Source organism: Pseudomonas sp. AC247 (genome assembly GCF_979258015.1).
In genome coordinates this window covers 5,816,848-5,831,360 of record NZ_OZ409829.1, presented here as the reverse complement: position 1 = coordinate 5,831,360, position 14,513 = coordinate 5,816,848, and the positions used below count along the sequence as shown (strand labels likewise).

11 protein-coding genes are annotated in these 14,513 nt (G+C 52.4%); 1 reads left to right on the top strand and 10 read right to left on the bottom strand.

Annotated features, from left to right (window positions below):
- Positions 1-85 precede the first annotated feature (85 nt).
- The 5 genes from ACZZ0B_RS26395 to iteA form a co-directional block, all read right to left on the bottom strand.
- Positions 86-967 carry a hypothetical protein gene (locus ACZZ0B_RS26395; protein ID WP_463546586.1) on the bottom strand — a complete coding sequence of 294 codons (882 nt, stop codon included), beginning with the start codon at positions 965-967 and terminating at the stop codon, positions 86-88.
- Positions 968-1,554: 587 nt separating this feature from the next.
- Positions 1,555-2,268: a DNA-binding protein gene (locus ACZZ0B_RS26390; RefSeq protein ID WP_463546585.1), complete on the bottom strand. Its 714-nt coding sequence runs from the start codon at positions 2,266-2,268 to the stop codon at positions 1,555-1,557.
- A gap of 455 nt (positions 2,269-2,723) precedes the next feature.
- Positions 2,724-4,493, bottom strand: coding sequence for a prenyltransferase/squalene oxidase repeat-containing protein (locus ACZZ0B_RS26385; protein WP_463546584.1), 1,770 nt, complete (start codon positions 4,491-4,493; stop codon positions 2,724-2,726).
- Positions 4,494-4,587: 94 nt separating this feature from the next.
- Positions 4,588-6,858, bottom strand: a complete 2,271-nt coding sequence (gene iteS, locus ACZZ0B_RS26380; RefSeq protein WP_463546583.1) for a S8 family anti-phage peptidase IteS — start codon at positions 6,856-6,858, stop codon at positions 4,588-4,590.
- Positions 6,809-8,044: an anti-phage ATPase IteA gene (iteA, locus tag ACZZ0B_RS26375; RefSeq protein WP_463546582.1), complete on the bottom strand. Its 1,236-nt coding sequence runs from the start codon at positions 8,042-8,044 to the stop codon at positions 6,809-6,811. The genes iteS and iteA overlap by 50 nt, the downstream gene beginning before the upstream one ends.
- A gap of 31 nt (positions 8,045-8,075) precedes the next feature.
- Between iteA and ACZZ0B_RS26370 the strand changes: the two genes are divergently transcribed.
- Positions 8,076-8,261, top strand: coding sequence for a CPBP family glutamic-type intramembrane protease (locus tag ACZZ0B_RS26370; RefSeq protein ID WP_463546581.1), 186 nt, complete (start codon positions 8,076-8,078; stop codon positions 8,259-8,261).
- Positions 8,262-8,498: 237 nt separating this feature from the next.
- Here the strand turns inward: ACZZ0B_RS26370 and ACZZ0B_RS26365 are convergent, their stop codons facing one another.
- The 5 genes from ACZZ0B_RS26365 to ACZZ0B_RS26345 form a co-directional block, all read right to left on the bottom strand.
- On the bottom strand, positions 8,499-8,825 hold the full coding sequence (locus ACZZ0B_RS26365; protein WP_463546976.1) for an ACP phosphodiesterase: 327 nt from the start codon (positions 8,823-8,825) through the stop codon (positions 8,499-8,501).
- 15 nt (positions 8,826-8,840) lie between these two features.
- Positions 8,841-9,602, bottom strand: a complete 762-nt coding sequence (locus ACZZ0B_RS26360) for an SIR2 family NAD-dependent protein deacylase (protein ID WP_463546580.1) — start codon at positions 9,600-9,602, stop codon at positions 8,841-8,843.
- 270 nt (positions 9,603-9,872) lie between these two features.
- Complete coding sequence (locus ACZZ0B_RS26355) at positions 9,873-11,075, bottom strand: AAA family ATPase (protein WP_463546579.1); 1,203 nt, start codon at positions 11,073-11,075, stop codon at positions 9,873-9,875.
- Entirely contained in the window at positions 11,053-13,227 is a 2,175-nt protein-coding gene (locus tag ACZZ0B_RS26350; protein WP_463546578.1) for a transposase, read from the bottom strand. The genes ACZZ0B_RS26355 and ACZZ0B_RS26350 overlap by 23 nt, the downstream gene beginning before the upstream one ends.
- A complete protein-coding gene (locus tag ACZZ0B_RS26345; RefSeq protein ID WP_463546577.1) occupies positions 13,224-14,186 on the bottom strand; it encodes a PDDEXK family nuclease in 963 nt (320 codons plus the stop codon). The genes ACZZ0B_RS26350 and ACZZ0B_RS26345 overlap by 4 nt, the downstream gene beginning before the upstream one ends.
- Positions 14,187-14,513 lie beyond the last annotated feature (327 nt).

Sequence of the window (14,513 nt, the reverse complement as noted above, 5' to 3'; positions counted from 1 at the left end):
AAACTGAATGGATAAAGGTATCGCTCCGCGGCTGGCTGCTCGGGGAGATGCAACCAACTACGGAGTATTCAACGCTAGTCTGAGCTTAAGGATGGAGTTTAACCGACGGGTAATATTGAGCGATCAACTCCAGCTTAGGAGCTCCTGGTTGTGAGACAAGCCACCTAGCCGCCTCGTCCTTTACGGCCTGCGGCACCGAGGTCAACACTTGCTTGGCAAGCGCAACCCCACCTGGCTGACTGAATAGTTCTTCATGAATTTTATAACCTACGTACATAATGTAGGAGTCTCGTCTCGATACAAAAAAATCAAGATCAACATAATTAGTCAAAAGCTCTTCTAATCCACCTTTGAGATCTAAACTCAGCTGGCCAAGCTTGTGCTTCTCCTTAAGAATTTTTGTAAGCTTAAAAGCGAGATCTAAAATTTTACGCGAATTTACAAGCGTTCGATTTGAATCAGACCGGGAGCTGTAGATGCCGTCCCAAGGCGTAGAGGCATGTACAAAAATCTCATCAATATTGTTATCAATCTCAAACCAGAAGTTTTTAACTTTTTTGACCACGTCCACGGAAATCAAACTTGACTGGTGCATAAGTGAATTGCGGATAGCATAAAGAGCGTCACTATCCTTTGAATCGACTGGTATATTTAAAAAATTGTGTGCAGACTTTATAACGCCGGATTTACTCGAAAGCCCTTTCGGCAAAATCGAAGGAACTGGTGCATAACAGGCTCCATACTGATCCAAGGCGCTCAAAGCACCAAGTAGAGGTAGGAGCTCTCCAGAGTATCTTCTTAGACTCGCGCTCTTGGTCTCTGCTAACAACATAGATACAGCCGAACGGCACCAAATATTATACCCTACAGTGAATCGCTCAAAAGAATTCACCTCACAATGTGCGTCAATAGCAACATCAGTAAGCCAAGCGAGCTCGTGGGGGTCTGTTGGTAGCGTGAAATTCATTTTCAGAGAAACTCCATAAAGTTTGGGAATAACATTTTACAGTGAATATAGGTGGATCTTCGACGGTATTATATAATCTTGCTTATCTTAAGAAAACCGAGATAATGAAAAATCGCGAACGGCAGCTAAAAGACGGCTACTTTGCTCGGCGGTAAATTACCGTTATTCGGAATTTCGGAAAAATGAGCTGAACCCCCGGTAACCTGCCAGCGTCTTTTTGCTCGATAAACTCCTCGTACGCTCCGTAACGTAGTAATCGGTAACGGCTATCGTCTCGACTGCAGGCTTTAGCTCTTCGAGTGAGCGAAGGTAGTTCTCCCACGGATTGTCTGAGCGAAATTGATTGTTCAACACCGTACCTGGAGCGTGAATATGCCGCTCCCACCGATGCCATTCAGATCCCCGACTAATCATCTGAAGCCCTCATTACAAAAGTATCCGTACTTGGAACGCGTAGGTGCAGTCTGAGCTTACCGGACTGATGGGACTAAGTCATATGGCTAATTAGTGGCTCGGTCACCAAAATTGTTCTGCTGGGAGAAAGCATTCCACGATGCCAAGAATCTGACTAGATCGGGCTCAGCCTATCAGGCTGCCGGCGCTGGCGTCAGAGCTTGCTGGCCTACAAAAAGCTCCCTGTAACCACGCAAAAAGTATTTGTTCGGCTCCTTCTTCTTGACGTCCTCTGAATGCTCTCGCGACAAGTTGGCCAGAAGGCCGCAGTTGATGAGAAACGCGTTTGCTCGGGGAATGCGCTTTTCGGGCACGCCTGTCTTTTCACAGATCGTTTCGAACGACGCCATCGTGTATGGCGTTTTGTTATCCCGGGCGAAAGCAAAATAAAGGAATAGTTTGAGCGCATCGAGTTCGCAAACCGACCGCTTCTGGAACAACTGGAAGGGCTCGATCAGCGTCTGTTTCAGCGGAATGTACAGTGCCCTAGCCGGCAGCTTGCACCAATTGCCGCTGAAGTCGTAGCCGATAATCAGGTACCGGCATTTCCGGCCTTGTTTCTCACTCGTGATCCGGCCAGCCTTCACCAAACCCTCCAGACCTGCTGCAACCAGCTGCCGACTTAGATTGGTGATCCGCATCAGATCGCTGTACGTAATGTCTGCAACCAGCTTGCAGCCATCAGTCCGCCAGTCCTCCTCTGCGACAGTCATCAGTGCGATGTACAGCTGCAACGCTGCGATGGCTGAGGAACGCGACACATTGCTCGTGTTAGCCCACCCGAAGTCTCGCAGTCCCCCTGCCTTAATCCAAAGTGCTGGCATCTTCACCCAAGGGAGAATCCTCATTTGCCTAATCCTTGTTGCAAACCGATGACGATGATCGCAGCGAAGATTGCAAAAGACAGAACGAGCGGTACTAGTTTGTCTGCCTTAGATGCGAGTCTTACCAGTGCTTCTACAGCTTTGCGAAAGTTATTCATTTTGGTAGATCTCAAAATGGCTTCTGATGAGACCTTTCTACCGAATTCAGAACATCTCTCTCTAGATATAGGTGACGCGTATTTCAAAAAAAAATACAGAAAAACACTTTAAAATCAAAAGATTGCGAGAGAAAACCAAGGTCTTCTGTGATCTTGAATTGGTTCACGAACAGTGATTTTTTAGCTTTTCATTCCCAAATATTAACTCTACGGACCGCAGTAGGCGCCCGCCCGAACCTCCGGTGCGATCCTCCGGAACTCAGGGCACCGGAGGACCGTGGAGGGATTGAATCGCCGTTGTTCCTTGGGCGCGCCGCCCTTCTATTGCAATAGATCTAGGTTCAACAATAATTTTGCGAAACGGTCTATAAAGCTCCTTGCATCTCGCATGCCTTCCGACAGCTCAGCTTCACTCACCTCATGAGCGCGATGGATGATGCCGTCCCGACGACCGATAAGGGCGCTGATCCTATCGCGATGGGGTAGGCGCTGAGGAGGTGTTAATACGCCAATTCGCTGAAGAGCGTCTTGCAACGCCCGCAATGCCTCACGGGGCCCAAGAGTCTCAGTTCCATTCTCTTTGAAGGCTGAAAGGGCCAGATCTTCGCGCCGCTCGAAGAGTCCATAAAGAAACATCTCGACAGCGTGAACAGTGGCAATCGCAGCAAGCCGGCGATTATTCGCTCCACCCTCCAATTGCAGTTCTTCCGCTTTTCTGAAGAAATCTCGGGCCATCAACAGAAACCCGTCTACTTGCGCAAGCATTTGGCCCCTGTTAGCCAAATAATCCAAAATTACCCCAGCCGTAAAATTCTCAGTCCATGGTTCAGCCTCCCACCCCCCGAGAATCGTCTGCCCAGCCACTAACCAAGTCTCTCCAGCTTCGAGAACATGAGGAATTTCATCCGCTTGATCCGACCTACGAATTGCTTCCAGCGCCAAAACTGTGCTGATGAGGTCGGGCTCGCTGTTGACAGTATCGCGTGGAAAAGCTCCGCTCTCGGGCAAGATTGTGGTCAAAAGCCAAGCAACGGCCTGCCCAATCGCTTGATGATACCGGTCGTCCCCTATGCGCTGTAGGGCAACTGTAGCGAACGCCGTGGCTCGTACGCTTTCAATGGAATCACCGCCAGATCGATCCCGCCAGCAACCTAACGGCTCCTGTCGCCTGATCAGCCGATCAGTAAGGACGGCGGTTTCTCGGCGAAGACGCCCGATAAGCATGCGGTTTCTACTACTTCGCCAAAGCGCATATCCAATCTCCTCGACTAGCCCGTCTCGTTCTGACTCATCCCCTCCTAGCTCGATCATGCGTTGCGCGCAATCAGATAGGGCCGTGTTAAGTCGAGCTCTCTCAGTGGCGCTGCCATAAAGGCTAAGGAACCAAGCAATGGAAAAGGACCAGTCCTGGGGCAATTGCCGGCCCCTGGCATCTCGGGCGAGTACAGCCACCAATGCATTACGTCCTTCGGCTGTACGAGGTTCAATTCCAAGAATTGGAAAGAGTTCGGGTGTTGGGTGCTGAAGAATTCGAGCTGGGAGCAATGCCATCGCTTTCTCCAGCGATGGCGGATAACCCCCAAGCTCTTCTTCGAGGTCGGCCGCTTCAGGACCTCGGTGCTCGCGTTTTGCTTCAGTGAATTCGGCGGCGACAACGGTGACAGGACGCTGTACACGTTCAGCTGCTCCCGTCGCAATTAGTTCAGGGGGGAGTTCACCATCCTTGATTGCCCAGTGTGTACGATGCTTCTCGAATTGATCGATTCCAAGACGATCAGCAATGCCGAGAACCTGTGATCTATCTAGGAAGGCATGTTGTTGGTCAAGTTCAAAAGCAAATGTCAGTTCGTTCGCCCTGCGTGAGATATTCCGTATACGTCCATGACGAACTACTCGGGCATGAGGTCCGCCGGCGCCAACCTCATACATCAGTAGGGTTGGCACCTCCTCCAGGCGGCGCATAGACTCAGGGCGAGCCGGATCTATCGCAGCGGCATCAATACCGCTGTACTCTTTGAATCGTCCTAACCCAAATGAATACGGCGGCGTTTCCCACATCTCGCTATGGCCAGCAACTAGCAAATTGAACATCCCTGTCTCCTCATGGGCCTCTTGACTTGGTAGATAGAAAAATACGACCCAGAGTCTACGTTCGATATCTATCAGGCTACGCCAATAATCTTGGTCACACGCGGAGCGGTACTCGCACAGGCAATGGTGTGTTCACCCAGTTGGTCTGGGCAAGGGCTCGAAGGCCCGCTGCGCGAACCTGGGGATCTCCATCCAGTGAGCGAACAGTGACAATGATGTGGACTGGCAAAGGCTCTATCAGAGCTGGCTCATATGCACGCAGCAGAGCAGTCGCCTGTAGCCCCCACTGCTCACCTGTGACGCCTCTCGGGAAGCTGTTGCGATGCACTTTTACGGGTGACCATTTGCTACCGCATGTGATCTGAGCAGCCTCATATCCACTTCGTCCCTCATCACTATCCATAGGAACCATACCCTTGATTGTCTCGCCATGGATGAGTCCGAAGCTCAACTCAATGTTCGCCCGTACGTATTCACTTCCTGCGTTCGGATCTAGCGGTGGAGCATAAGCGGCCGTTATGATGATTTCGCCGCGGAACTTGTCCCCATCCATCAGCACGTCCGGCATAGGGTAGTTGGCCTTCCGCCAACGCATGTTTCCAGGAACTAGATTGGCCTGGAACACCAAGGTGAAGCTGTCATTGGAATCGTAGAGCGCTTTCAATACATCATCTGGCCGCCCAGCGCCGAGGTAGCGGCGATGGTAGGCATCGTAATCGGGCGATGAAAGCTGAGCGGCATGAATCATTAACGCCTTGACCAGCGATGGCGACGGATCAAGACCAGGACGACCGGCAATGGCTCGCCAAGCATGAGCCGCCATGCTCGACGCCAACGGTGCCGCATAGCTAGTTCCGAACGAATAATGCAGCTGATCGGTAGGACCTAGAACTAAGAGGCTTGCCTGACCGGCGTTCCACGGGGCATGTACGCCTCCACCTACATGGGTGATGTCGGGTTTGGGTGTGAATACCGGTCCAGGACCTGAGCGCGAGTATGGAGCTGGATGGCCGACGGCAGACAGCGCGTCAGCCGCATCAATATGCGAGATAGAGCCGACGGTCAGTGACCGCACGGACTCACCTGGGCAAGAAATCCTGTCCGCCAAAGTCGCAGGCGTTAACCACTGCCGCCGAGGCTCGTCATTGTAATTCCCAGCTGCAACCACGAAGAGCACTTGGTACTTGTCGCTTAGCTCATCCATCGTCATGGCGAAATCGCTGAATAGGCTTTCGTCACATGGATCGCCACCGATCGAAATGTTCCAAATCTTAACGTCGGGGCGCCGGCGTACTGCTTGGCTAAGACGCAGCTCCAAATCCGACATGTTGGAACCACCTACCTCCAACGCGCATACGTCATGAATCAGCGCGGGCGTTGAAGGCAGCCACGTGTGCTTATTATTGAAATGAGCTCCGGCGGCGACCAATGATCCAACCGCAGTGCCGTGTTCGTAGTTGGTATCCGGGGGCAGTACGTATGGGTCACGCGACGTAACGTAATGAGCGATTGCTTTGGCCGAGGGACTCACCCCGGTATCGAAAACCCCAACTGTCGGCAGACCGTCCAGATCGGCTGAAGCCTGAGCGGCATTCCCGCCGCTTTGAGGTGTGGCAACAGCCTGGCGTGGCCTGAATACCGGCTCGGCGAAGACTGTTCGTATACCGGGGAAATCGAGCAGCAACTCAAGATGGTCATTTTGAATCTTGTCTAGCTCTCGAATGGCGAATACTGGCAAGCCTCGGCCTTGGGGAATTTCAATAAACGGGAGTGATAACAACTTAAGCGTGCGCTGCACGGTCTCGTAGTTATAGGCATTGAAAGCATCGTGCTGATATTGGAAAAGTCGCAACACCGCTCGGCCGTGCTCCAACAGTCGCGCACTGCCTTCTGGATTACGTCGCTCACGGCTCCAAGGCTGAATTTCTTCGATCACGCTCAGGTTATGAAGAATTTTCTGCGTTCCGCGCTGGAGAATCACTCTGTTCAATTCGTTCAGGCTTTTCGACGACGCACCGACAAGCATTTCGTTGATACGAGCATGGCCTGCAGGTTGGAGGCTGGCTTCTTCAGCCAACTTTATAGGTCTGTGGGTTTTAGCGATTCCCTGTTCTCGCAGCTTGAGAACCAAGTGCGTCAGTGCTTGGGGATGAAGTGCTTTCTCTCGCGAAAGCGCTGTCATAGCGCTTGCCAAGCCCCTCGAGAGGGCCTGGCGGTATGCCTCATCAACATCCAGTAGCGGTTTTGGGCTTCTGGCGTTGGCATCTACAGCGTTGAGATCCCGTGCTTGGAACGGGATATGGATAAAGGGGTTTTCAACCTTGGCATTCAGCGAATGCCCCGGGGGCAAGTTCTTCCGGGCCACTTACGATCTCCTCCTTAAGGATCTTGGTAATACGCCTAGTCGACAGGTCGTACAGCCGCCCTAATGTTCTTAGGGAGAAGTATCGAGGTGCCCATCCATTAAGCCACCGTATTTCAGACTCCACAGTAGATAGCACCCGGCCACCACTCAGCGCAAGATTTAAACCCAATCGGCGGAGCAACTGGCCCTCATCTATTTCTGTTTTGTTAGAAAGCACTGCCGCGCGCTTTGTATCAAGACAAACCTGTTCAATGTTTGCACCGGTGATACCTGCGGAAACCTTAGCCAAGTTAGAGAGATCCAATTCCTCGGAATTAAACGGTGCTAGGAACTGCTTCCATAGCAAGGTACGCAGCGCAAAGTCTGGTTCGCCCAGCGGGATCCGGAAGCTAAAACGACGCCATACAGCAGGATCCAAAAGCTGATCGTGGTTGGTTGCTGCGATAATAATCGTGTTATCAGGCACTGCATCAATGTTCTGAAGCAATGCGATGACCACCCGCTGCAGTTCGCCCACGTCGCGCTCATTGCCACGAGCTCCAGCCAGCGCATCGAACTCATCCAGAAACAAGACGCAGGGCCGCTGCTGTGAGAATTCGAACACCCGACGCAGATTTCGGCTGGTCTGGCCCAGCAAACTGCTGATCAGAGTGTCGCATCGAACAGTGAGAAGTGGCATCCCAAGATTGGCAGCGACGTAACGAGCAAGACGTGTTTTGCCAGTGCCTGGAGGCCCATAGGTCAGCAGTCGACTTGGCATAGCGGCACCGACTCTGGCTAGATCATCATATCGATTGATGTTCGCCAGGAACTCCTGAATGCGGCTATCTACGGCGCTCGAAAGAATCAGCAACTCATGGTCCAGCGCCGGATAGCTTACGTCCACCGTATGCAGGTGGCTTTCACCGTCGGTAGGCAGATTCGACAAGCTGAGCCCGTTGGCAGCATCTTGCGCGCTGGCTAGAGCGACAGGTGCTCGCGCCAGTCGCTCTCTGATCATGCGGGCCTGTTTCTTATCACCATCACTCTCAAGCTTGTCAGCCAAGAGGCCAGCATAGTTGGAGGCCATGCTGGCATTTGCCTTGAGAGCTCCATCCAGGATCTTCAAGATTTCGGAAAGATATTCCACGGTTTTGATTCGCTCAGGGAGTGTTCTGTTACGCAATTTGGCGAGAGTGTAGCGCATAGCCTTAGAATCGTTTCGCTTTTGTCGAATTTTGATTCACCACACTGTACCTAGATCAACCAATACTCGACCAAGCGTCGTCGCAGCACTTTTCGTTTTGCTACACGGGCAATACAAGAACTGGACGTCTTTTCTTCTCTTGAGATGCTTAGAAGTGATTCTCGGTATGGCTCGTATTACTAGTGGAGGTCTTCTCGCACCGGTATTGCTGCAATAGCTTCGCAGAGGTCGCCGACATGACTTCAGATCGGATCCTCGTCAATTTTGAGTGAAGTCTTTTTAGAGAGAGGCGGAACCTCCGGTGATGACCGAAAGACCGCATGTTGGTAGATGTGACGCCCATGATTCATCCGGCGGGGTAGCCTCGCCAGCCGCCACTCCCCTAAGCTGATTTGCCGAGGGACCTCCGTTGACGACATCTGCTTTCAATGGAAGGCCTAACCTCGACTTGTTCTCATCGCAAAATTAATGCGCCCTCCGTTTCTGCATACCTGAGCCTCGCAAATCGTTCCAGCAGTAGATAAAACTCCGCAAAATCTGAACTCAGCGGCTCATAGAGGGCGGTCAACTCCTCAAATGCGCTACGTAGCTGCTCAGGCTCCGATAATCTTTTGGATATGACATCCAGCCCATGGCCGATCATCGAAAAGTCTCTATACGCACCCAGCCAATCCTCCGTAACGATCAAACGCGCCACCCGAGCTAATGGCTCCGGCAAGGAAGGTTCGCTTTGGCACGTACCACGTTGCGCTCGCGACCGCGAAAATGGCTGACCTGACAGGGTCTCAACAGGGTCTCATTTGACGCCTACTGTTAGAAGCAAAGCCTGCAACACCTCTCCAGCGCTCCCAAGCAGCATAATCTCATTCGCTCCGCCTAAACCCACGTCCTCAAGATTGATATGAATCACTGTGGCCCCCGCTGATAGGGCCATTTCCGGAATATCCGCTGCAGGTGTCACCACGCCGGAGGTACCAACGGAAATTAGCAAATCACAACTTTTTACAAGCCTCACGGCCGATCGCCACGCGTCCTCAGGCAAGTTCTCTTTGAACCACACGACCCCTGGTCGAAGTCTGCCGTTGCAGCGGCTACACCGGGGAGGCTGGATTAGTCGATCGCCATCAGGTACTTCCATCTGTTCAAACGTCAAATCGCTAGGCCGGTGACATGCGAAGCACTTAACGCTCATCAAGCTGCCATGCAGATGGAATACCTCCGCAGAACCAGCTCGCTCATGCAAGTCATCAATGTTCTGGGTAACAACTGATACTTCCCACCCTGCTTTGGCGAGCTGAGGAATACATAGGTGAGCTGAATTTGGTTGTGCCTGGGTGACTTGGCGCCGCCTCCACAGGAACCACCCCCATACAAGCGCGGGGTTTTTACGAAAGGCATTGGCTGTTTCCAGACGCTTTGGATCATGCTTTTCCCACAACCCGGTAAGCTTGTCCCGAAATGTCGGGATGCCGCTGGCTGCTGAAATTCCCGCGCCTGTGAAAAAGACAATTTTCTTAGACCTGCGAATGGCTTCGGAAGCTCTGTGCATCTGGTCCATGAAATATCCTCCCTAAGCACGGACGACTATTTTCAGTAAACACGGGAAAGGCGATCGGGCGCAGACTTGGCGATCGCTATTGATCGGAAAACTCAGCGCAGTCGCCGGAGTGACACCTCCTCAGATGATCGCGTGGAAACTGCTCGATGATGTTGCACAGGATAAGGTCTAGCTTAAGCCATTGGACGCCGGTCTCCTTGCCAGTGCCCGAGATTAGTTCAAGACCTCAGATATGCCTACCGGAGCCCTAAGTAACCAACGTTACGCCATTTACGTCGGTTTCTTATGACCCGGTGGTCCCGGTTGCGAATCCATGTATTGGTGGAACGCCCGCATCAAATCCTCGTCCGTAGCTTTTGGAACCGGAGCACGACGAGTTTTTTTGGCAGCAGCTTTCTCCTCAGGGACAAGGATTTTGTTTAACACTGACCGCTCCGCAGGGGTGGTTGAGGAGTCGAAAGCTCGAGCTTGAACTCGCTTGTCCCGCTCGGCGCGCGTAAAGCTCACCACATTCGACTTATATTCTGCAGGCAAATCAAACGGGCAAACCAAGTCCAGGCGCGCTCGCTTGGAGCCTTGATTGATCATCTGCAATTGCAGCTCTTCAACATCGCGAGCATTGCTAGTGTATCCACTGGAGCGATATGCCCTATAGAGGTCATCGACCTCAATCTGCTTTCTCCCCGCAGTACGGCATTCGATGTAGGCAGCCTTGAGCAAGAACATGGCGAGCCGCTTGATGCCAAAAGTCGAGCGGTAAAGCTCGGCAGCGAATTCGTCCGTGGATGCTTTAATTCGGCCACCGCTGACCCTCACGCATTCTTTGACATAGTCATGCCAATCCTGGCTTTTCGGAGTATCCGGCAGCATGATCCGAGGCTCCGAAAGCAGCCTCTGTTTATCCTCACTGTTGCGCCGAAAGAGCTTATGAACAAGGCTGAAGTTCGACACATAGATCATCGGAGGGCCGATGCCCGCCATAGTCAGCAGGATATCGGTGACTTTGGAGGCGCCCTGACCGGTATTGATATGCTGGGTTTCGTCCAAGACCACGATTGATACGCCATCCCTGCTTGAAATCTGCCTGCTTTGGACGAGCAATTTTTTCAGATTTCCTCCGCGCCCGTCATGTTCACCACCGATGACAAAATCCAAAAGAAGCTGTTTACCACTGGCTTTGCCCCGAGCACTGGCATACCAATAGGTAGTCAGATCAACGGTGCCTTGGAACAAATCACACGCAAATTCTATCGATGGGGGCAGAGCCCTCAGCAAAGCAGCGATCGTTTGACTCTTACCGACTCCCGCTAAGCCGTTCAGACAGATCGGGAACACCTCAGTGTCGGGAGGAGTGAAGACCTTTTCAGCGTACCCTGCAGCACTGCTGAACGTTTTAAGACTATGCAAATTCGCAAGGTTGATCATTTCCTGAATGAAATGGAGGGAAAACTCATTCGGGAGATAAATCTCCATGATCTTCTCGGCGAATTTCTCTGCGGCGACCCATGGCTGCAGTGCCTCCAAACCTTCGACAGGGTCTGGATGCAAAGTAACTCGCTTGCGGATGTTCTCGATGTCCATATACCCATCGAACCGCATTTCGATGGCAGCGTTCATTTGGTCGCTCCCCTGAATCGGTTGAAGTCTTCGGTATCGCGTCGGGCTGCCCCCCCTTGGACGGTCGCCCAAGCTTCCGCTCGCCGGCGCCCCAATCCTCGCCAGTGTTCTCTTTGAACAGATCATCAAAATACTGCTCATGTGCAGGCTGCTCATCACGAAGATCAGCACCGCTGTGCCGTCGCATCTCATCGATTTGCTGCAGATCGCGTAGCGAGATATCTATAGTGCCCAACGACGTACGAGCTGTTCGAACGAAGTCCAACTCATACAGAATTCCCTTCACTTCAACCCAGATATGACGGACGCACATGGTCAAGGCGTACGCTGAGGTTTTGATCACTCCGTCGCGCGCGATCTGGTCAAATACACCCGTGTCCGCTAATGCGCGCGATCTGTATTTACGCCCGTAAAAATAGACCCCGTCTTTTCGAATCACCGCCGGCCGCCGGCTAAGAAACTCTCTTACGGCCGTGTCGAAGGGCATCCCGATTGATGAGTCGCGACCGCGCATGCTCCAGTAGGTGAAGATGTCATGCGGCGTCGGCTTGATGCCCGCGTGGTACATGTCATCGTCCATGCGACGGCTCGCGTCGGATAGATGATTATTCCTTATAGCCCTTATGATCTCGCGCTTCGCCATCTGCACAAAATCCAGCTTGCTATGAATATGGGTCGGCTGACCAAGCGTTTTCTTATCCCTGGGGTGCGACGATTCCACCGTTGCCTTGGATTGACCGGAGTAGATAGGTGTGAGCTCAACAGACTTCAACCAGTTAATCTCTAATTCACTGTCATAGCTCGCAGCGGGACCACGGTCCAGCACCATCCCCCCGGATAAACCGATGCTTGGCCAGTCGTCAGCGCCTATTTGAACACCGTATTGCTCGCAAAACTGAACCTTGTCGCATGCCATACAATAGAGGGCCATTCGATAGGCCTCCATGTTCTCCTTCCCTTCCGAGAAGCCAACACCCAATACCATCCCTGACAAAGCACAGACCGCACGGACCACGCAAAAGCTGTCAACGGCACTCCCTTCTGTCAGACCGGAGATCTTCTCCGAGATGTAGTAGCCGTCGAACTCCACGCGCTGGTTTACGTTAATGACGCTATCCGCAAAGCTCCCTTGCGACCCGGCTTTTGCACGGGCGCCATGCGTTCCCTTCAACGCAATTGTCAGTTCTTTAGGGCTGATCAATTTTGAAATCCAATAACGAAACTGAGGGAAGGACGGAAAAGGTTTACCTTGAGGGTGTCGGAACTCGATCGGCTGGTTCTTTTTTTTGAAGGAGACGCAGCCGAAGTTGTCGGTGAGAATTTCTCTGTAGATCGTCCCTTGAGTTTTGGCAGGCGACTTGTGGCCGATGAAGCCTTTCAAGAGGGTCTGCTGCATTTCTGTGTTGCAACGGTAGCCCTGACGTTTCCCCTTGCACGAGGGCCGACCAAGCTTCATCGTCTGACCAGGTCCCTCACGATCCCATCTCCCAATTCGGCTGAGAGGCGGGAGCAACGCCCATTTGTTGTAGCCGAAAACTACGTAGGTGTAGAACCAAAGTCGCAATCTGCCAGGATTCTGTTTAGGCCGCTGAGCTTTAGCATCAGCATTGATGAGTGCCGCAGGATTATCACTTGCCAAGATTTCATCGCGGCGAGTCATAAGATCGGCAATGGCTGCAAAGCGCTTGTTCACCATTTGCTCGTAGCTCGTCTTTTTGGAAACTCTGCGCTCTTCCAAATACGCGATCGCCACGCCCTTTCGTAGGGAGAGCCAAGGGGGACTCGACTCAGCGGGGCCATCTTCCACGATCCAACCATTCTCAATCGCTTCTTCAAAGTCGAATTGGCTCAGCTCAACCAGGTCAGCACTTATTTTTTGGCTACTTTCGACGAACTCGACCAAACGAATGCGGTTTCGTTGCCCATCGCTGATGAGGAAATGATAGGTAACCCCCTTGCAAAGGTTGAGAAACCCATCGGGCGCAATAATCCGTGACCCCGCCCTCATGGTGCAGTCCCTTCAAAGAACGAACCGAACTCCACAAGCGGATCGCGACCGCCAGTGACAAGCGGATGATCTATCAAGATAGGCTCGTGGAAGTCCACGAGGATCTTGCGATTCCAGATGTCCTGATAAATTTTCGCAATAAACTGATCCCTGAAGCCCCACCGAGCGCCGTATTCAATCGCAACGTAGGCCACGGGATCACCACGTTCTACGGCATCCACTACCTCAGCACTAAAGTCATCCAGCAGACAGCTTCCGACCGAGAAGTCGAGGTCATGCATGCCAAACAAAAGGTCGAGGTTGGCCTGAACAACTGGCGGTAAAAGATCGCTTGACACTTCGACGGTACGAATGCCGGCGCTGGCGTAATAACGACGTTCCAATTCACTCCGGAGCTCGGCATGCTCACGATCTTTTTTTTGCTGAATAGCCGTTTTAGGCTTACCACGCCGACGCTCATGGAAGGCAGTACTATCGTCCTTCACGGTCCAGTTGATGGCGAAAGGCGCGCCAAGGTCATTACGGAGATATAGGAGCAGATCCCCTAGGTACGGATAAGGCATTTTCCGCCATACACCGCCCGCATCCTCCTTCACAATTTCATAGTGTTTGAACCCAAGATCCCTGGCGATTTCAACAGTACCGCTTAGTGGGGGCGGAAAGGTTCCCTTTACAAGCGGATGCCCTCGCAGAGGATGAGGAGCATGTACTGGCCAGAGCATTTTTTGCTCATGCAGCTCAAACAGGCCTGGGTGGTAGAGCGCCAGCTGCGCAAACAGCCTTTCCGGGCCAGAGAGAAGATGGATCGTGCGGCCCAGCTTGCGGCTATGCAACCTGCTGATACGCGATCCTTTCGGAGCTTCGCGGGGAAATGCCAGAATAGATGGCACGTATTCTCCGCCCCATTCGAACCAGCACTGGCGGCTCATAATGAGGTCAAATCGTTCTTGCGGTTTCATCCAAGCAATCCAATCACATGGAGATCGCCCGCCGTGCACGCGCTGGGGATAACAGCTTATGCACAGGCGAAATCCTTATCCTACGGGTGGGTTGGTCCGCGTTAGCCTGTGGATAACGCAAACTTTCCTGTGGATGAGCGAAGTCGTGCAAGACTTGACGTCCTACATGCAAGGGATAGACAATGAACAGGTCAGGGTTCTACTTGACTTGTCCACAGGGGCCCAAGGTCGCACTTGGGCCCTTGTCTAACTGACTACGGCGCTCTCATTTAGCTAGCAGGAGCTGGCAGGCATCTGAAGTCTGTTCGTATAGCTCAAACCTTAGGC

What these genes read in the sequence shown, in the direction of transcription:
- ACZZ0B_RS26395 (WP_463546586.1), bottom strand. Translation starts at nt 967, where the DNA reads ATGAATTTCACGCTACCAACAGACCCCCACGAGCTCGCTTGGCTTACT.
- ACZZ0B_RS26390 (WP_463546585.1), bottom strand. Translation starts at nt 2,268, where the DNA reads ATGAGGATTCTCCCTTGGGTGAAGATGCCAGCACTTTGGATTAAGGCA.
- ACZZ0B_RS26385 (WP_463546584.1), bottom strand. Translation starts at nt 4,493, where the DNA reads ATGTTCAATTTGCTAGTTGCTGGCCATAGCGAGATGTGGGAAACGCCG.
- iteA (WP_463546582.1), bottom strand. Translation starts at nt 8,044, where the DNA reads ATGCGCTACACTCTCGCCAAATTGCGTAACAGAACACTCCCTGAGCGA.
- ACZZ0B_RS26360 (WP_463546580.1), bottom strand. Translation starts at nt 9,602, where the DNA reads ATGGACCAGATGCACAGAGCTTCCGAAGCCATTCGCAGGTCTAAGAAA.
- ACZZ0B_RS26355 (WP_463546579.1), bottom strand. Translation starts at nt 11,075, where the DNA reads ATGGAGATTTATCTCCCGAATGAGTTTTCCCTCCATTTCATTCAGGAA.
- ACZZ0B_RS26350 (WP_463546578.1), bottom strand. Translation starts at nt 13,227, where the DNA reads ATGAGGGCGGGGTCACGGATTATTGCGCCCGATGGGTTTCTCAACCTT.
- ACZZ0B_RS26345 (WP_463546577.1), bottom strand. Translation starts at nt 14,186, where the DNA reads ATGAAACCGCAAGAACGATTTGACCTCATTATGAGCCGCCAGTGCTGG.